Here is a 17,884-nt window from a genome sequence, read left to right as displayed (position 1 = left end):
GCATGATCGAGGCAGTCGGCCTGACCAAGCGCTACGGCGACAAGACCGCTGTGTACAACCTCTCGTTCCAGGTGCGTCCGGGAGCCGTCACCGGCTTCCTCGGGCCCAACGGCTCGGGCAAGTCGACGACCATGCGGATGATCCTCGGCCTGGACAACCCGACCTCCGGGACGGTGACGATCGGCGGCTACCCGTACCGCAAGCTGCCCAACGCCCCCCGCCAGGTCGGCGCCCTGCTCGACGCCAAGGCCGTCCACGGCGGCCGTGCCGCCCGCAACCACCTGCTCTCCCTCGCACAGCTCTCCGGTATCCCGGCCCGCCGCGTCGACGAGGTGCTGGCCGTCGTCGGTCTCCAGGAAGTGGCCGGGAAGCGTTCCAAGGGGTTCTCGCTCGGCATGGGTCAGCGGCTCGGCATCGCCGCCGCGCTCCTCGGCGACCCGCAGGTGCTGCTGTTCGACGAACCGGTCAACGGCCTCGACCCCGAGGGCATCCTGTGGGTCCGCAACCTGATGAAGTCGCTCGCCGCCGAGGGCCGTACCGTCTTCGTCTCCTCCCACCTGATGAGCGAGATGGCGCTCACCGCCGACCACCTGATCGTGATCGGGCGCGGGCAGCTGCTCGCCGACATGAGCGTCAAGGACTTCATCTCCGCCAACTCCGCCGACTTCGCCCGCGTCCGCACCCCCGACACCGAGCCGCAGCAGCGGGAGAAGCTGACGGCCGCGCTCACCGAGGCGGGCGGGAACGTACTGCCCGAGCAGGACGGCGCGCTGCGGGTCACCGGGCTGCCGCTGCCCCGCATCAGCGACATCGCGCACGACACCGACGTACGCCTGTGGGAACTGTCCCCGCACCAGGCGTCGCTGGAGGAGGCGTACATGCGGATGACGCAGGCGGCCGTCGACTACCGCTCGAGCATCGACCAGAAGGCGGGGCTGATGCAGCCGCTGCCGCCGGGCGTCCAGCCGCCGCTCCCGGTGCCCGGTCAGGGCCAGCCGGGCTGGTACGCGCCGCCGCCCCCGCAGCAGGGCGGACAGCCGTTCACGGTGCCGGGTGGGCCCGGACAGCCGCCCGCGGGGCCGCACGCCACCCCGGCCGCCCCGTCCGCCGGTCAGCAGCCGAACCCGTACCCGCAGCCGACGCCCCAGGACCAGGCACCGGCCTCCGCCGCCCCGCCCGTGCAGCCCCCCGCCGCCGAAGCCGGCGCCCCTGCCCCCGCCGCTGCCGACCCGACCGAGTCCGAGGACGCCCGATGAGCACGCCCCAGCCCCCCATGCCGCAGGCCGCGCCCTCCTGGCAGACGGCACCCGGTTCCGCGTACTCCACCTACACCTCGCCGATCCCCGTGGTGCGCACCCACCTCGGACACGCCGTCGCCTCGGAGTGGACGAAGATCAGGTCGGTGCGCTCCACACTGTGGACGCTGGGGGTCTTCCTCGTCCTCATGATCGGCATCGGGACGCTGTTCGCCGCCATCGCCGCCGCCTCGGACGCGCACCTGGCGGGCAACTCACCGCTGGGCCTCGGCATCGGCGGGGTCCTCACCGGCAGCATCTGCATCATCACGCTCGGCGTGCTGACCACCGCCTCCGAGTACGGCACCGGGATGATCCGGACGACCATGACCGCGTGCCCGAGCAGGACCAGGGTGCTGCTGGCGAAGGCGATCGTGTTCTTCGCCGTGGCGTTCGTGACCACGGCGGTGTCCGCGCTGCTCGTCGGCATCATCCAGACCGCCATGCTGAGGAGCTACGGCCTGACCCAGGCCTCCGGCATGGAGTGGCTGAGGGGGACGGTCGGCATCGGCCTGTACGTGGCGCTGCTCGGCCTGCTCTCGCTGTTCGTGGGCTCCGTCATCCGGCACTCGGCGGGCGCCATCACCCTCATGATCGGCCTGGTGCTGGCCCCGCTGGTGATCGCCATGTTCCTGTTCTCGGAGTCGCTGCGGGGTCTCCAGCAGTTCCTGCTGGAGTACTCGATCCCCAGCCAGCTCAGCGTCCTGTACGGCGAGTCCGTGGGCGGCTCGGGCCCCACGGGCTGGGAGCCGGTGTGGATCGTCCTCGGCCTCGCGGCCGTCGCCTTCGCCGGCGCCTGGGTGCTGCTGGAGAGGCGCGACGTGTAGCGCGGCTTTCAGTACTTCGGCGCGTTACGGGACCGCTGCACCCGCGAGGTGCGGCGGTCCTTCGCGTTCCAGCAGGACCGGTGCCAGTGACGGCGTTCGTCCACCCCGCCGAACTCGGGCCACGCCACCACGTGCGGCACGCCGGAGGGGATCATCTGGTCGCAGCCGGGGCACCGGTAGGTCTTGCCCTCGGCGCTCGCGCCCGCCACATGGCGCACGCTCCAGTCCTCGCCCTGCCAGCTCTCGCCGGACTGCCAGCCGCCGTACCGCGCGCTGTCGTCGTCCGCGCTCCGGCCGGACGAGCCTGAGCCCTTGGGTCGGTTGCGACGCGGGGACACGGGACACCTCACGGGGCTGTACAGGGAACAGGGCCTTATCCAGCCTACGCGGCACGGACTCGGGTACGCGTACGTCACCAACTCCACGGTGCCCCCCAGCGGCCCATTCGGCAGACAATCCGCAAATCTCTCCGTCAACCCGTGACTTGGGCACATGTCAGGCAGTTATGCCGCGTGGGGGAGCTCCGCGTCGGAGCCAGGAAAGCAGGAAGTGCGATGCGCGTTGGAAGTTTTGTACTGGCTGCCCAGTTTCCGGGACAGGGCCAGGGGGAGGCGCTGCACCGCGCGGTGCGGTCGGCCGAGTCCGCCGAGGAGGCGGGCCTGGACACGGTGTGGCTGGCCGAGCACCACTTCGTGCCGTACGGGACCTGCCCGTCGGCGATCACGCTGGCCGCCCTCCTGCTGGGCCGCACCCGCCGGATCCGGGTCGGCACGGCGGTGAGCGTTCTGCCCACCGCGCACCCGGTGGCACTCGGCGAGCAGGCCGCGCTGCTGCACCTCACCTCCGGCGGACGCTTCTCGCTCGGGGTGGGGCGCGGCGGACCGTGGGTGGACCTGGAGGTGTTCGGCGCGGGACTGAAGGCGTACGAGACGGGCTTCCCGGAATCACTCGATCTGCTGGTGCGCTGGCTGCGCGAACCGTCCGTCGCCGCCGCGGGGGAACGATTCACCTTCCGTGAAGTCCCGGTCGTCCCGCGCCCGTCGGAGTCCCTCACGGACACCGAGGGCCCCGAGGTCGTCGTCGCCTGCACCTCGCCGGCGAGCGTACGGCTGGCGGCCGAGCGGGGACTGCCGATGCTGCTCGGCATGCACGTGGGGGACGAGGAGAAGGCGGACATGGTCGCGCTGTGGCGGAGCCATGCGCAGGCGGCCGGAGTCGACGGCGACGTGATCGCGGGCGCCGGTCATGTCTCGGCCGGTGTCTGCCAGATCGCCGACCGGCGCACCGACGCCGTCGAGGCGCTCACGAAGGCGATGCCGGGCTGGCTCAAACAGGGGCTCGACGCGCATATGACGGTGGACGGGCGGGCCCGCGGGATGCGGGACCCGCTCGCCTACACCGAACTGCTCTGCGGGCTGCACCCGGTGGGCACCCCGCGGCTGTGCGTCGACCGGCTCACGGCGACCTCCGAGCGGACCGGCATCACACGCTTCGCGCTGCTCGTCGAGGGCTCCGGCGACCTGGCGGCGACGGTGGACAACGTCCGCAGGCTGGGCGCCGAGGTGCTCCCCCACCTCCGCTGAGCCCACCGGGCGGCTGCACGGGCGCGGGGGGCCTGCCGCTGCGGTACGCGCGCGGGAGCTTGCCGCTCCGAGACCGATGCACCTCCCGCGTACGGAGCGGCAAGCCGTAGGACTCTGCGGGTCTCAGCAGTCGCGCAGCTCCGGCGACTGGTTCAGGAGCTGACTGCGGACCGAGGTGAAGCGGGCCAGCGTGTCGTCCACCGAGGAGTCCAGCGGGAACACCGCCACTCGGTGGCAGTTCTGGAACGCCAGGCGCACTCCGAAGTGCCGCTGCAGAGCGCCGCGTATGGCGTCGCTCGCGAGCGCGCGCAGCAGCTGTCCACGTGCCTGCTCGTCCGGCGGGGGCGTCTGGTTGTCGGCGAAGTCACCGCCGTCCACCTTCAGCTGGGCCACCAGGGAGCTGATCATCTCCCACGCGTAGGGCAGGGAGGTCCGGACGCAGTCGACGAATTCTGCTTCGTCGACCTCGCCTCGCTCGGCCTGTTCGAGTAGGGCCGGTGAGACGTCGAGCGACATGGGTTCTCCTCTCGCACCCCGAGACAACAGGGGTTGATGGACAGGTAAGGGAGTTCGCGATTTCGAACACGCTGAGTACACAGGCCGCGACCTCCCGTTCACTACGGTAGGCAACCGCCGATGACGGCACCAGGAAAATGCGAACACAGCGAAATCCCACTGGGCACACAACCAGCCATTGCCGAACGGGGGCATCTCGGGAAAAACGGAGGAGCCGCGGGAGCCGGCTCGCACAAGGTCGAATCGCGTGGGGGCGGGGGCGTCGAGTAGCGTTGCCGACCATGCGTCTCGTCATCGCCCGGTGCTCCGTCGACTACGCGGGCCGTCTCACCGCCCATCTCCCCACCGCTCCCCGCCTGATCCTGGTGAAGGCGGACGGAAGCGTCTCGGTCCACGCGGACGACCGTGCCTACAAGCCCCTCAACTGGATGTCGCCGCCCTGCACACTGAAGGAGGGTGCGGGCGACGAGAAGGACGTGTGGACCGTCACCAACAAGACGGGCGAGAAACTGATCATCACGATGGAGGAGATCCTCCACGACTCCACGCACGAACTCGGCGTGGACCCCGGGCTGATCAAGGACGGCGTGGAAGCGCACCTCCAGGAACTGCTCGCCGACCGCATCGAGACGCTCGGCGAGGGCTACACGCTGATCCGCCGCGAGTACATGACGGCGATCGGGCCGGTGGACATCCTCTGCCGGGACGCCGAGGGGCGGACCGTGGCGGTGGAGATCAAACGTCGCGGCGAGATCGACGGGGTGGAACAGCTCACGCGTTACCTGGAGCTGCTGAACCGCGATCCGCACCTGGCCCCGGTGCGCGGCATCTTCGCGGCCCAGGAGATCAAGCCGCAGGCCCGCGTGCTGGCCACGGACCGCGGGATCGGCTGCGCGGTGCTGGACTACGACGCCCTGAGGGGCATCGAGGACGACAAGCTCCGCCTGTTCTGACGGGCGGTACGACGACGGAGGGCCGGGTCCGGAAGGCGGACTCGGCCCTCTTGCGTCGGTGGGGCTCTATATCACCGGGCCGGTGCTGCTCGGGGAGCCCGAGGTGGCGGGGGCGCTCGCCGAACTGCTGGTGGTGCCGGGGGCGCTGGACGAGGGGCCGCTGGCCGAGTTGGAGGTACTCGGCGCACTCGGGGCAGGCGACGGGGACGTGGTCGGCCCGGAGTCCGTGGGTGTCGGAGAGGCCGTGGTGGAGCTCGACGGCTTCGTGGGCGGCGTCGACGGCTTCGCAGACGACGTGGAAGGTGGCTTCGACGGCGACTCCGAAGGAGTCGACCCGTGCGTACCCGTCGGCTTGCCCGACGGGTGGTCCGAGGTGCCCGGCGTCGGGCTGCCCGTCGTACCGGGCGTTCCGGCCCTGCCGGGAGCCTTCGCCGTCGCCGCGCCCACCGAGCCCGAACCTCCCTTGCCGCCCGAGCCGCTGTCCCCCGCCTTGTCCGCGCCCAGGTCGCCGCCGTCCGTGCCCTGGCTGACCGAGGGGCCCACGCGGACCTGGTCCGACGGGGCGTCGCCGTCGTTGTTCGACGTCATGCCGAGCGTCACCACCGTGCCGAGCACCGCGGCCAGCGCCGCTCCCGCGCCCGCGGCCACCAGGTTGCGCCGGGTGCCCTTGGCCACGCCCCGCAGGCCGCCGGACGGGCGGGCCGGGACCTGATGGGTGAGCAGAGGCAGGGGGTCGGGGGCGGGCGGGGGCATCAGGAAGCCGGTCGGCGGCGTCGGTTCCGTGAAAGGCTCCACGCCGGACGGTGTCTCACCGGACCGGTCGGCGACCAGGGCCAGGGCGCGCCGTCCCGCGACCGTGCCCCGCTTGTCGGCGAGGGCGCCGCGCAGCCCGATGGACGCCTCCAGCTCGGCCTTGGCCCGGTCGAGCTGTCCGCCGCAGAGCGCGAGGATGCCCAACTCGTGGTGGAAGTAGGCCTGCTCCCCGACCTCACCGGACAGCCGGGAGGCCTCCGCTCCGGCTCGCAGTGCGCGCTCCCAGGCGCCCCAGTGCAGCCCCGCGGCCAGCGCGGGCGCCGCCTGCCGGGCCAGTCGTACGGCCGCGCTGCCCTCGCCCTCGGCGGGCGAGGAGGGTCCCCCCTGCTCGGGCGGAGCCGAGGGCTTGGGGGAGGTCACCGGCACCAGGGCGGTCAGCGCGGCCAGTATGGCGTCGGCCTCCGCGGAGACCCTCTCCGGTGTGACCGAGGGATGCCCGGCCCACCAGGAGTAGTGCTGGGCGGCCTTGAGCGCGTACTCCTGCACGCCGGTCGCGTATCCGGCGGCCTCCAGCTGCGCCGGCACTCCGGCCGCGAGCCGGTAGCGGGAGCCGACCGGGGAGACCAGGGCGCAGCCGACGAGTTCGGCGAGCGCCGCGTCCGCGTGGGTGTCGTCGACGAGGGCCGGCAGATGCGTCAGGTGGGGCACCTCCCCGCCGAGCGCGACCGCGAACTTCAGCGTCTCGCGCGCCGAGGCGCTGAGCCGGGAGGCGAGCAGCGGGGCGGGCGCGGCGGCCTCGGCGAGCGACGGCAGCGGCACGTCACGGCCGTCCTCGGCGTCGAAGGGCTCGTCGACCGGGCCGTCGACGTCCTGGAACACGCCGAACTCGTCGACGGCGCTCCGGTCGGCCCGCTGCCGGTCGCGCTGCCTGAGCAGCGCCCCGGCCTGGACGAAGCGCAGCGGCAGTCCCTCGGACTCGAACCACAGGTCGCCCGCCCAGTTCGCCTCCTCCTCGGTGAGGTCGCGGCCGACGGCGTGTTCGAGGAGTTCGAGGCCCCCGGCGCGGTCGAGTCCGCTCAGGAAGACCTCCTCCACGTGCGAGTCGGCCGAGGGCGCGGGCACGTCGGGTGTGGCGGAGAGCAGGAACGCGCACTCGGGCGTGGCGTCGAGCAGCTCGTCGAGCGCGCTGCCGCCGAACTCCAGGTCGTCCAGGACGACGACGGCGCCGATCTCGCGGACCTGCTCGAGCAGTTCCTCCCGGCCCGGCCGGTGCGCGGGCGCCTTGTGGACGGCGGCGAAGAGGTCGTACAGCAGGTCGCCGGTGGTGCGCCGGTACCCGGTCAGGCGTACGACGCCGTCGGGCGCCAGGTCCGTGCAGTCCTCGGCGACGACGTCGAGGAGCGTGGTGCGGCCGGAGCCGGAGGGCCCGGTGAGGCGGACCGAGCGGCCGCGGGCGAGCAGGCGCACCAGCCGCTCGCGCTCCTCCTGGCGTTCGAGCAGCGGAAGCCGCGGCTGCGAGGGCCCGGGCGGTACGGGCGGCCTGGCGGCGCGGTCCCGGTCGTTGCGCTCGCCGGCGGTGTACTTGGCCGGGCGCGCGGGCCGCTCCCCGGGTGGGCAGAGCTCGATCTCGCTGCCGTCGACGGGGTTGACGGTGAGCAGGAAGTCGCCCGTCACGAGCTGGACGGTACGGGCGAGTGCCGGTGCCGGCTGTCCGAAGTCCGGTGTCATGGGGTCCCGTGGCGGTCGTCGGCCCGGCGCGTCGCCGACGTCGCCTGGGCCGTACTCCTCGGGTCCCGGGTTGTTCGCGTCCATGAAGTCCAAGCCCCCAAAAGCGTCGTGTGCATGAGCCCCTCCCGGCCTTGCCGCACACTGCGCTGTCGCTTCTGGTCCGGTAGTACCCGCTCGAGGGCCTACGGGCGGCGGGCAGCCGAACCTTAAACCTTCGGTCAGTATCTCCGACAGGCCGGGGTACCACGCCGTCCGAGACGTCACAGTCTCGTGAGGATTGTGCGCGACGCGCGTTTCGTCGTCGTTCACCCTCGGGGGGAGCCCACCTCCGGGTCACCCGGGTCGCGCCGGTGAAACCCGTCACCCTCCGGTCAGACCCGGGGCAGTGACTCCACGCCGATGCCGCCCTCGATGGCCAGGATCCGGTGCAGCCGGGTGGCCACCAGCAGGCGCTGCATCTGCGTCGGCACACCACGCAGCACCAGCCGTCGGCCGCACCGTCCGGCCCGCCGGTGGGCTCCCATGATCACCCCGAGGCCGGTGGCGTCCCAGGAGTCCAGTTCGGCCAGGTCGAGCACCAGGTCGCCGACGCCTTCGTCGACCGCCGAGTGCAGGACCGTACGGGCGTCCGCCGCGCTGTGGACGTCGAGGCGGCCCCCGACGACCAGCTCGGCGTGGTCGCCCCTGATGTGCATATGCGCTCCCCGAGAGTGCGTGCTCGTGTACCCCGCGTTGTCCGTTGTGCAACGTCTGACTGCGTGGAGAGCGGCCAGGTTGCCGATCGTTGGCGAACCGATACCGAATTCACCCGAGCGGGTGATGCCCATGGGGGCCCGCGGTGTCAGTACGCGTAGAAGCCCTGCCCGCTCTTGCGGCCGATGTCACCCGCGTCCACCATCCGGCGCATCAGCTCCGGCGGGGCGAACTTCTCGTCCTGGGTCTCGGTGTAGATGTTGCCGGTGGCGTGCAGCAGGATGTCGACGCCGGTGAGGTCGGCCGTGGCCAGGGGTCCCATGGCGTGGCCGAAGCCCAGCTTGCAGGCGAGGTCGATGTCCTCGGCGGTGGCCACGCCCGACTCGTACAGCTTGGTGGCCTCGACGACGAGCGCCGAGATGAGGCGGGTCGTCACAAAACCGGCGACGTCGCGGTTGACGACGATGCAGGTCTTGCCGACGGACTCCGCGAACTCCCGGGCGGTGGCCAGGGTTTCGTCGCTCGTCTTGTAGCCGCGGACCAGTTCGACGAGCTGCATCATCGGTACCGGCGAGAAGAAGTGCACGCCCACGACGCGCTCCGGGCGCTCGGTGGCCGCCGCGATCTTGGTGATCGGGATGGCGGAGGTGTTGGACGCGAGCACGGTGTCCTCGCGTACGAGCTTGTCGAGGGTCCGGAAGATCTCGTGCTTGACGTCGAGCTTCTCGAAGACCGCCTCGACGACGACGTCCGCGTCGGCGGCGGCGTCGAGGTCGGTGGTCGTCGTGATGCGGGCGAGCGCCGCTTCGGCGTCCTGCGCCTCGAGCCTGCCCTTGCCGACGAACTTGTCGTACGAGGCCTTGATGGCGTCCGTGCCACGGGTGAGCGCCTCGTCCGTGACGTCCCTGAGGACGACCTCCCAGCCGGCCTGGGCCGATACCTGGGCAATACCGGAACCCATGAGTCCGGCTCCGATGACGGCAAGCTTCCGTGCCACTGTGCGACTCCCCTGACGCTGTCCGTGTATGCCTCTCGGGCGGACACTAGCGCTCGTGGGGGCCGGTGTGACCGGTTAGTAACGCGCGTCACGTCTCACATGACGGACTTCACACCGGCACGGGGCATTCCACGGCCCGGACGGCGTACTTGAGCACCTTCTCGCTCAACAGCTCCTCCATCTCGTCGAAAAGCAGGAGCACCTCACGTGACACTTCGTCCGGGTTGCGCCCGGCCGTCATCGCCCGGCCGATGACGGCCATGACGGTCCGGTGGACCAGTCGACCTGACCCGCGATCAGGGTGGGCGGCGGGTCGTCGGGGGCGGCTCCGGTCTCCTCGCGCAGGGCGGCTTCGAGGTTGTCCAGGACCTCCTGCCCGATGGCCCACCGACGGGAGAGGAGAGCCGGGCGTCGTGAACGACCCGCACGAAGCGGCCATATCCGTCCATCAGCCCCAGTCGCGGCGACACCGCCGCGAGCTCGTCGCGCAGTTCACGCAGGACGGCCACGGCGGCCGACTCCCCCTTCTCGCGTCCGCGCACCCAGCGGGCCAGACGGTCCACCACCCCCGAGGAGCGGTCGAGGAAGAGGTCCTCCTTCCCGGGGAGGTGGTTGTGGACGGTGTTGACGGAGACGTCCGACGCTTCCGCGATCGCCGCGACCGTCACCGCGTCGAAGCCGCGTTCCAGGAACAGCCCCGTGGCGACATCGGAGATGCACAGCCGGCTCGCCTGATGTCCCCGGCCCCCGGCCGGCTGGACGTGCTGTCCCACGTCATGCCGCTGCGTTGTCCGGTGGACACGGTGCGGGACGCCTACGTCGGCTCCTGCACGACGGCGCACCCGCTCTACGGCGTCCTGGTCGCGCTCGGCCTCACGGCGCTCGCCGTGACGGTGGGCACACGGGTGTTCCGCACGGCCGGGGCGTAACTACGCTGGTCGCATGGTCAATCTCACGCGCATCTACACGCGGACCGGCGACAAGGGCACGACGCACCTCGGGGACATGAGCCGGGTGCCGAAGACCGACCTGCGGATCGCCGCGTACGCGGACGCCAACGAGGCGAACGCGGTGATCGGCACCGCGATCGCGCTGGGCGGCCTCGACGAGGAGGTCGTGAAGGTCCTCACCCGTGTGCAGAACGACCTGTTCGACGTGGGCGCCGACCTGTCGACGCCGGTGGCCGAGAACCCGGAGTTCCCGCCGCTGCGGGTGGAACAGTTCTATGTCGACCGGCTGGAGGCGGACTGCGACCGCTTCCTGGCCGATCTGGAGAAGCTGCGCTCGTTCATCCTGCCCGGCGGCACCCCCGGCGCGGCCCTGCTGCACCAGGCATGCACGGTCGTACGCCGCGCCGAGCGCTCGACGTGGGCCGCGCTGGAGGTGCACGGCGAGGTGATGAACCCCCTGACGGCCACGTATCTCAACCGGCTCTCGGACCTGCTGTTCATCTTGGCGCGGTACGCGAACAAGGAGACCGGGGACGTGCTCTGGGTGCCCGGCGGCGAACGCTGACCCTGACGCCTCGGCCCGCGCCCCGCTCCTCCTGCCGGGGTCCGGGAGTCGTCCCACGGAAAAGGCGGCATCCCGGCGCGGTACACGCACAAGGAGAGCGGGACGTGCTGCGGGTGCCGGGTGGGGAGCGCCGAACCGCTGGGGCGCGCCCCCACCCGCTCAGCGGCCGGTGCCGTCCTGGGCCGCGTCCCGGTCCGCCGCCGCGAGCGCGGACTCCGCGGCGGACACCTTCCTCTGCATGTCCGCGAACCCGGACGGGGCCGCGGTGGGATTCGCGGAGGAGGCCCCGGACGACGCCGGCGTCGCCGCCGTGCCGTGCTCCCGGGCGCAGCCCGCGGTGAGGCCCACGAAAAGGACCACCACGGGGACGGCCGCCCTCAGCCCGCGACGCATCAGCTCGCCGCCTTGCCGTTGTCCGCGCACCACGTCTTGACCGCGGCCAGGTCCTTCTGCCGCTGCTGAAGCGTCGTCACCAGCGACGTGCGGAAGGTGAGCCGGTCCTGCAGGTAGGTCTCGATCTCCGTGTGGCCTGCCTTCTTCGCGTTGTCCACGCGCTGCTGCAGCCGGGCGATGGACCCCTTGACCTCCGCTCCGCCCTCCAGCCGCTCCAGCGCGCGGTCGATGCGCCCCTCGATCTTCGGCACCCGCTTGCACAGCGTCTTGGCCCCGTCGCCCTCGGGCGCCGCCTTGGCCGTGGGCGCGGGCGTGGGTGACGTCTCCGCCACGGCCGCCCCGGTCCCGGCCACCAGCAGCGCGGCCGTGGCCAGACCCGCGAGCAGGGTGCGCCGGCGTCGTCGTACGTCCATGTCCTCCTCCGTTCCCGGACGGCCCCGTCGTCCGTCCGACACCGCGGGAGGCTAGGGGCCGTCTTTGTGGGAACTCTGTGACCGGGTCGCCCCGGCTGCCGAGATCAGCCAGTCCCGCCGGCCGGGCAGTGCCCCGCCCACCCGGGGCAGCCGCACCTCGAAGCGCGCCCCCGCCCCCTGAGGGCCGTCCGTCACCGTGACGCTCCCCCGGTGCAGCGCCGCCTGCTGCGCGACCAGAGTCAGGCCGAGACCCGATCCGACGCTGTCCGGGCCGCGCTGGAACCGTTCGAAGACCCGGGCGCGGGAGCAGGGCGGGACGCCGGGCCCCTGGTCGTCCACCGTGATCACCACCTCGTGGCCGTCCCCTCGCACGCCGACCGCCACGGACGCCCCACCCTGCCCGTCCCGTCCGTGGGCCAGCGCGTTGGCGAGCAGGTTGTCGAGCAGGAGCCGCAGTCCGGGCTCCCAGCCGTGCACGGTGAGCCCCGGCTGCCCGCTCAGCGTGACGCGGGCGTCCGGGGCGCGGCGCCGGGCTTCGGCGACCGCCGCGTCCGCGGCCTCCGTCACGTCCACCGTGCGGAAGGCCTCCGCCTCCACCAGATCGCCCCGCCCCAGTTCGCGCAGCATCACCAGCAGTCCGAGCAGCCGGGCGTGTTCGCGGCGCAGGTCGGTGAGGACCTCCGTGCGGTCCGGCTCGGGCAGGTCGGCGTGGTCGGCGAGGATGTCGAGGTTGGTACCCATGCTCATCAGCGGGGTGCGCAGTTCGTGGGAGGCGGCGGCGGAGAAGGAGCGGGCGGTGTCCAGGGCCTCGGCGGTCCGGGCGGCCTGTTCGTCGTAGCGGGCGAGGACGGTGCGCAGGGTGGCGGCGAGCTCGTCGACCTCCTTCACGCCCGTCGGCTCATGGCGCAGCCGGGCGGTGCTGGTGCGCGGGTCGAGGCCCGCGGTACGGCGGCCGAGGCGGCGCAGGGGGCGGGTGGCGCCGGTGGCGAGGCCCCAGGCGAGCAGACCGGACAGGGGTGCGGCGAGCAGGGCGGTCATGAGGACGCGGCGGCCCACGAGGCGGAGTTGGGTGCGGTCGGCGGTGTCGGGCTGGAAGACCCAGAGGGTGCCGGAGGCCTGGGGGGCCTCGATCCGCTCGGACAGGACGCGCCAGCTGCGCCCGGCGTCCCGGACGGTGACCGGCCCGGTGGCCTCGGTCGGCAGGGCGACCGAGGTGTCGGGCTGGGGCCCGCCGCTGAAGGTGGCGTCCGGTCCGACGACGCGTACGCCGACGTCGAGGGCGGCGGTGTAGAGCCGCCGTTCCCGGGTGTCGGCGGCCTTGGGGCGGCCGGCGGCCGCGCGCAGCAGGGAGCGCGCGTCCGGGGCGACGGCGGCGGCCCGGGCGCGCAGATGCCGGTCCTCCTCCTGGTGCAGGTCGTGGGCGACCAGGCGCAGCAGCAGCAAGCCGGAGGCCAGTACCAGGAGCGGGACGGTGAGTCCCACGGCGAGCCCGATACGGGTGGAGAGTCTCACAGTTGTTCCCTCAGCACGAAGCCCACCCCGCGCACGGTGTGGATCAGCCGCGGCCGCCCCTCCGCCTCCAGCTTGCGCCGCAGATAGCTGACGAAGGTGTCGACGGCGTCGGTGCGGACGTCGAAGTCGTAGCCCCATACGCGTTCCAGGAGCTGGTCGCGGGTGAGGACGAGGCCGGTGTTGCGGGCGAGCACCTCGAGCAGTTCGAACTCGCGCCGGGTCAGTTCCAGGGGGCGGCCGTCGCGGTGGACGGTACGGGCCGCCGGGTCGATCACCAGGTCCGCCACGCGCAGCACGTCCCGGTCGGCGGGCGGGCGGCGGCGCAGCAGGGCGCGCAGTCTGAGGACGAGTTCCTGCAGGGCGAAGGGTTTGACGAGGTAGTCGTCGCCGCCCGCCTGCAGGCCGGCTATGCGGTCGGCGGTCTCGTCGAGCGCGGAGAGCATGAGGACGGGAAGGTCCTGGCCGTCGTCGCGGAGCCGGGTGCACACCTCGATGCCGCTCATACCGGGCATCGACACATCGAGGACCAGCACGTCGGGCGGTGCGTCCCGGATGAGGGCGAGCGCCTCGGCCCCGCCCTCGGCGGTCCGCACCCGGAAACCGCTGAGCCTGAGGCCGCGCTCGAGCGACCGCCGGATGGCCGCGTCGTCGTCCACGACCAGCACCGCCCCGACCGCGTCACTCATACGCCCTCCCCGGACCGCTTGTCGCCGGGTCAGCGTACGGCGCTCCTCCAAGAGGGCGACATCGGCGTCCCCCACATGCGCCGGCCAACCCGACGATCGAGGCTCGCTCCCCTCGCGCACCTCACCGGGCCCGCTTCCCGGGTGCGCGGGTCGTCGTCGGTGATGACGAGGTCTCCGTCCATCGAAAGATGCAGTCCGGAACCCTTCCCGAGACGCACACGGCCGCCCCGCGTGCCGTGTTGGATGGAGCCATGCCCGCACTCGTGCCCCGCCCGCACCGTGACGACGTGCGGATCGCGGTCGGCGGGCTGCTCGGTGGGCTGCTGCTGTGGGGCATCGGGCTCAGCCCCCGGGGGCCGCACGAAGCGCTCGTGCTCCGTCCGGACCGCTGGGCGCTGCTCGTGCCGCTCGTCGTCACCGCCGGCTGCGAGCTGCTGCGCCGTACCCGGCCCAAGGCGGCCCTGCTGATCGGCACCGCCGCCGTGGTCGGCGACACGGTGACCCGGGGCAGCGTGGCCACCGTCGTGATGTTCACGGACCTGGTGTACGCGGCCGTCCTCTACGGCACCCCCGCCTCCGCCCGCCGCCTGCCGTGGGTCATGGGGCTCCTCACCGTCGCCGGTGCTCTCGTCCCCCTCGCCGTCTGGCGCGTCCCCCAGGCCCTGTTGATCGGCGTCGGTGTCGGTGTCGTCGCCCTCGCACCCGCCGCCACCGGCTGGGTCGTCCGCAACCACCGCGACGCCGCCGAGGCGGCCCGGCTGCGTGCCGAACAGACGGCCCTGCTGGCCGAGATGGACCGCGCCCAGGCGGTCACCACCGAACGCGCCCGGGTGGCACGGGAGTTGCACGACATGGTCGCCAACCACCTGTCCGCGATCGCCATCCACTCCACCGCCGCGCTCTCCCTCGACGATCCGACGACCTCCCGGGAGGCCCTCGCCGTCATCCGCGAGAACAGCGTGGCCGGGCTGGAGGAGATGCGGCGGCTGATCGGCATCCTGCGCGACGGGGGCGCCGCGCGCGACCCCGCCGCCACCCCCACCCTGGACGGGCTCGCCGCCCTGGTCGACAGTGCCCGCGCCAACGGGCTCGACGTCACCCTCGGCGCCGAGCACGAGAGGGTACCGGCGCCCGTGGAGCTGGCCGCGTACCGGATCGTTCAGGAGTCGCTGACCAACGCGCTCAAACACGCCGGTCCCGGCCGGGTCACCGTGCGTCTGGCCCAGCGCGACGGCTTCCTCGACATCCGCGTGACCAGCCCCTGCGGCGACCGGGACCGACCGCGCGCCCCCGGTTCCGGTGCCGGGCTCGTCGGAATGCGGGAGCGGGCCACGTTGCTGGGCGGCACGTTCGAGGCGGGGCCCGACGGCCCCCGGTGGACCGTACGCGCCGCTCTTCCGCTGAGCGAAGGAGATCCCGCATGATCCGCGTCCTGGTCGCCGAGGACCAGTCCTCCGTACGCGCAGGACTGGTCCTCATCCTGAGCAGCGCGCCCGACGTCGAGGTGGCCGGAGAGGCCGCGGACGGCGAGCAGGCGGTGGCGCTCGCCCGTGAACTACGGCCGGACGTCGTTCTGATGGACGTCCAGATGCCGAAGCTGGACGGGGTGTCGGCGACCAGGCAGGTCGTCCAGGAGGGGCTGGCGGACGTTCTCGTCCTGACCACCTTCGATCTGGACGAGTACGTCTTCGGTGCGCTGCGGGCGGGCGCTGCCGGGTTTCTGCTGAAGAACACGGAGGCGAGGGACCTGATCGACGCCGTGCGGACGGTGGCGCGCGGCGAGGGGATGATCGCCCCGGCGGTCACACGGCGGCTGATCGCGGAGTTCGCCGCCGGGCCGGTGCGCGAGCCGAAGGCCGACCCGGCGGTCCTCGAGACCCTCACCCGGCGCGAGCGTGAGGTGCTGTCGTGCCTCGGGGAGGGGTTGTCCAATGCCGAGATCGCGGGGCGTCTGGACATGGCCGAGGCCACGGTGAAGACGCACGTCAGCCGTCTCCTCGGCAAGCTGGGGATGCGCAGCCGGGTGCAAGCCGCCGTGCTGTCACGGGAGTTGGGGATCCAGTAGACCGACCGCACAGTGGTCCAGACCTATTGACCTCTGGTCCAGACCTTTCTATTCTCGCGGCACCGTGGGCGTGAAGGCTCAGTCATGCCCACCACTCCCCACCCCCAAGACAGGGAGGCGCAGCATGCGCTTCAGACACAGAGCCGCGGCAGGATGCGCGAGCCTGTTGCTCCCGCTGGCCGGGCTGGTCGGACTCGCCGCCGGCCCCGCCCAGGCCGCCTCGACCGCCACCGCCACCTACGCCAAGACGCAGGACTGGGGCACCGGCTTCGAAGGCAAGTGGACGGTGCAGAACACCGGCTCGACGACCATCAACTCCTGGACCATCGAATGGGACTTCCCCTCCGGGACCTCCGTCACCTCCGCGTGGGACGCGGACGTGACCGGCTCCGGCACCCACTGGACCGCCAAGAACAAGTCCTACAACGGCACCCTCGCCCCGGGCGCGTCCGTCTCCTTCGGCTTCAACGGCACCGGCTCCGGCGCACCGTCCAACTGCAGGCTCAACGGCGGAAGCTGCGACGGCGGCACCACGGTCCCCGGCGACAACCCGCCCTCAGCTCCCGGCACCCCCACCGCCTCGGACCTCACCGACACCTCGGTGAAGCTCAGCTGGTCCGCGGCCACCGACGACAAGGGGGTCAAGAACTACGACGTCCTGCGCGACGGCAGGACGGTCGCCACCGTGACGACCACCTCGTACTCGGACACCGGCCTGACCGCCGGCAGCGACTACTCCTACACGGTGCAGGCCCGTGACACCGCCGACCAGACCGGGCCGGTCAGCGGCGCGGTCGCCGTCCACACCACCGGCGGCACCACCACTCCCCCGACCACCGGTGACAAGGTCAAGCTCGGCTACTTCACCGAGTGGGGCATCTACGGCCGGAACTACAACGTCAAGAACCTGGTGACGTCCGGCTCCGCCGCGAGGATCACGCACGTCAACTATGCCTTCGGCAACGTCACCGGCGGCAAGTGCGCCATCGGCGACTCCTACGCCGACTACGACAAGGCGTTCACCGCCGACCAGTCCGTCAGCGGCGTCGCCGACACCTGGGACCAGCCGCTGCGCGGCAACTTCAACCAGCTGCGCGAGCTGAAGGCCAAGTACCCGAACCTGAAGGTGCTGTGGTCCTTCGGCGGCTGGACCTGGTCCGGTGGGTTCGCGGACGCGGCCAAGGACCCGGCGGGCTTCGCGCAGTCCTGCTACGACCTGGTGCACGACCCGCGCTGGTCGGACGTCTTCGACGGCATCGACATCGACTGGGAGTACCCGAACGCCTGCGGGCTGTCCTGCGACACGAGCGGGGCGGCGGCCTTCAGGAACGTGATGGCCGCGCTGCGCGCCAAGTTCGGCCCCTCCGCCCTGGTCACCGCCGCCGTCACCGCCGACGGTTCCTCCGGCGGCAAGATCGAGGCCGCCGACTACGCGGGCGCCGCGAGTTACGTCAACTGGTACAACGTGATGACGTACGACTTCTTCGGCGCCTGGGACGCCCAGGGACCCACCGCCCCGCACTCCCCGCTCAGCTCGTACAGCGGCATCCCGAAGGCCGGTTTCACCACGGCCGACGCGATCGCCAAGTACAAGGCGATCGGGGTGCCCGCGAAGAAGCTGCTGATCGGCATCGGCTTCTACGGCCGGGGCTGGACCGGCGTCACCCAGGACGCGCCGGGTGGGACCGCCACGGGCCCGGCGGCCGGCACGTACGAGCAGGGCATCGAGGACTACAAGGTGCTCAAGACGTCCTGCCCGGCCACCGGCACCGTCGCGGGGACCGCGTACGCGCACTGCGGCAGCAACTGGTGGTCGTACGACACCCCGGCCACGATCGGGACGAAGATGGCGTGGGCCAGGAACCAGGGCCTGGGCGGCGCCTTCTTCTGGGAGTTCAGCGGCGACACCGCCAATGGTGAGCTGGTGAGCGCCCTCAGCAACGGACTCTCGTAAA

17 protein-coding genes and 2 pseudogenes are annotated in these 17,884 nt (G+C 72.1%); 9 read left to right on the top strand and 10 right to left on the bottom strand.

The window, feature by feature from the left end; all coding sequences use genetic code 11:
• Positions 1–2 precede the first annotated feature (2 nt).
• Both AC5WS8_RS33005 and AC5WS8_RS33000 read left to right on the top strand, forming a co-directional pair.
• Positions 3–1,256, top strand: coding sequence for an ABC transporter ATP-binding protein (locus AC5WS8_RS33005; RefSeq protein WP_496107178.1), 1,254 nt, complete (start codon positions 3–5; stop codon positions 1,254–1,256).
• A complete protein-coding gene (locus AC5WS8_RS33000) occupies positions 1,253–2,122 on the top strand; it encodes an ABC transporter permease subunit (RefSeq protein ID WP_496107177.1) in 870 nt (289 codons plus the stop codon). The genes AC5WS8_RS33005 and AC5WS8_RS33000 overlap by 4 nt, the downstream gene beginning before the upstream one ends.
• 8 nt (positions 2,123–2,130) lie before the next feature.
• Here AC5WS8_RS33000 and AC5WS8_RS32995 read toward each other — a convergent pair whose 3' ends face one another.
• Positions 2,131–2,460 carry an Rv1322 family protein gene (locus AC5WS8_RS32995; RefSeq protein WP_496107176.1) on the bottom strand — a complete coding sequence of 110 codons (330 nt, stop codon included), beginning with the start codon at positions 2,458–2,460 and terminating at the stop codon, positions 2,131–2,133.
• Between the two features lie 216 nt (positions 2,461–2,676).
• Between AC5WS8_RS32995 and AC5WS8_RS32990 the strand changes: the two genes are divergently transcribed.
• Positions 2,677–3,705, top strand: coding sequence for an LLM class flavin-dependent oxidoreductase (locus AC5WS8_RS32990; protein WP_496107175.1), 1,029 nt, complete (start codon positions 2,677–2,679; stop codon positions 3,703–3,705).
• A gap of 123 nt (positions 3,706–3,828) precedes the next feature.
• Here the strand turns inward: AC5WS8_RS32990 and AC5WS8_RS32985 are convergent, their stop codons facing one another.
• On the bottom strand, positions 3,829–4,221 hold the full coding sequence (locus tag AC5WS8_RS32985) for an SCO5389 family protein (RefSeq protein WP_200419353.1): 393 nt from the start codon (positions 4,219–4,221) through the stop codon (positions 3,829–3,831).
• Positions 4,222–4,502: 281 nt separating this feature from the next.
• Here AC5WS8_RS32985 and nucS point away from each other — a divergent pair, with 281 nt between their 5' ends.
• Positions 4,503–5,174, top strand: a complete 672-nt coding sequence (gene nucS / locus AC5WS8_RS32980; protein ID WP_496107174.1) for an endonuclease NucS — start codon at positions 4,503–4,505, stop codon at positions 5,172–5,174.
• A 66-nt stretch (positions 5,175–5,240) separates the two neighbouring features.
• Here nucS and AC5WS8_RS32975 read toward each other — a convergent pair whose 3' ends face one another.
• From AC5WS8_RS32975 to AC5WS8_RS32960, 4 genes and pseudogenes are all read right to left on the bottom strand, one after another.
• Entirely contained in the window at positions 5,241–7,739 is a 2,499-nt protein-coding gene (locus AC5WS8_RS32975) for an ATP-binding protein (protein WP_496107217.1), read from the bottom strand.
• Between the two features lie 287 nt (positions 7,740–8,026).
• Entirely contained in the window at positions 8,027–8,350 is a 324-nt protein-coding gene (locus AC5WS8_RS32970) for an STAS domain-containing protein (RefSeq protein WP_496107173.1), read from the bottom strand.
• Between the two features lie 146 nt (positions 8,351–8,496).
• On the bottom strand, positions 8,497–9,345 hold the full coding sequence (locus AC5WS8_RS32965) for a 3-hydroxyacyl-CoA dehydrogenase family protein (RefSeq protein WP_496107172.1): 849 nt from the start codon (positions 9,343–9,345) through the stop codon (positions 8,497–8,499).
• A 109-nt stretch (positions 9,346–9,454) separates the two neighbouring features.
• Positions 9,455–10,118, bottom strand: a pseudogene (locus AC5WS8_RS32960) (TetR/AcrR family transcriptional regulator).
• Between AC5WS8_RS32960 and AC5WS8_RS32955 the strand changes: the two are divergent.
• Positions 10,092–10,274, top strand: a pseudogene (locus AC5WS8_RS32955) (ABC transporter permease); the annotation flags it as partial. The pseudogenes AC5WS8_RS32960 and AC5WS8_RS32955 overlap by 27 nt on opposite strands.
• A 13-nt stretch (positions 10,275–10,287) precedes the next feature.
• Positions 10,288–10,860 carry a cob(I)yrinic acid a,c-diamide adenosyltransferase gene (locus tag AC5WS8_RS32950; RefSeq protein ID WP_496107171.1) on the top strand — a complete coding sequence of 191 codons (573 nt, stop codon included), beginning with the start codon at positions 10,288–10,290 and terminating at the stop codon, positions 10,858–10,860.
• A gap of 159 nt (positions 10,861–11,019) precedes the next feature.
• Here AC5WS8_RS32950 and AC5WS8_RS32945 read toward each other — a convergent pair whose 3' ends face one another.
• From AC5WS8_RS32945 to AC5WS8_RS32930, 4 genes are read right to left on the bottom strand one after another with little or no spacing between them, the layout of a single operon-like run.
• Positions 11,020–11,253, bottom strand: coding sequence for a hypothetical protein (locus AC5WS8_RS32945; protein WP_496107170.1), 234 nt, complete (start codon positions 11,251–11,253; stop codon positions 11,020–11,022).
• Entirely contained in the window at positions 11,253–11,666 is a 414-nt protein-coding gene (locus AC5WS8_RS32940; protein WP_496107169.1) for a hypothetical protein, read from the bottom strand. The genes AC5WS8_RS32945 and AC5WS8_RS32940 overlap by 1 nt, the downstream gene beginning before the upstream one ends.
• 51 nt (positions 11,667–11,717) lie before the next feature.
• The gene (locus AC5WS8_RS32935) at positions 11,718–13,178 is read right to left on the bottom strand and encodes a sensor histidine kinase (protein WP_496107168.1); all 1,461 of its coding nucleotides are present in this window, start codon (positions 13,176–13,178) and stop codon (positions 11,718–11,720) included.
• A complete protein-coding gene (locus AC5WS8_RS32930) occupies positions 13,175–13,864 on the bottom strand; it encodes a response regulator transcription factor (protein WP_496107167.1) in 690 nt (229 codons plus the stop codon). Before AC5WS8_RS32930 ends, AC5WS8_RS32935 begins: the two co-directional genes overlap by 4 nt.
• Positions 13,865–14,115: 251 nt before the next feature.
• Here AC5WS8_RS32930 and AC5WS8_RS32925 point away from each other — a divergent pair, with 251 nt between their 5' ends.
• The 3 genes from AC5WS8_RS32925 to AC5WS8_RS32915 all read left to right on the top strand — a co-directional run bounded on the left by AC5WS8_RS32925 (position 14,116) and on the right by AC5WS8_RS32915 (position 17,883).
• Positions 14,116–15,288: a sensor histidine kinase gene (locus tag AC5WS8_RS32925; protein ID WP_496107166.1), complete on the top strand. Its 1,173-nt coding sequence runs from the start codon at positions 14,116–14,118 to the stop codon at positions 15,286–15,288.
• Positions 15,285–15,929, top strand: coding sequence for a response regulator (locus tag AC5WS8_RS32920; protein WP_496107165.1), 645 nt, complete (start codon positions 15,285–15,287; stop codon positions 15,927–15,929). The genes AC5WS8_RS32925 and AC5WS8_RS32920 overlap by 4 nt, the downstream gene beginning before the upstream one ends.
• 124 nt (positions 15,930–16,053) lie before the next feature.
• Entirely contained in the window at positions 16,054–17,883 is a 1,830-nt protein-coding gene (locus AC5WS8_RS32915; RefSeq protein ID WP_496107164.1) for a glycosyl hydrolase family 18 protein, read from the top strand.
• Position 17,884: the final 1 nt, after the last annotated feature.

This window comes from Streptomyces sp. PTL18, from assembly GCF_059510295.1.
This window is presented reverse-complemented; position numbering and strand designations above follow the sequence as displayed.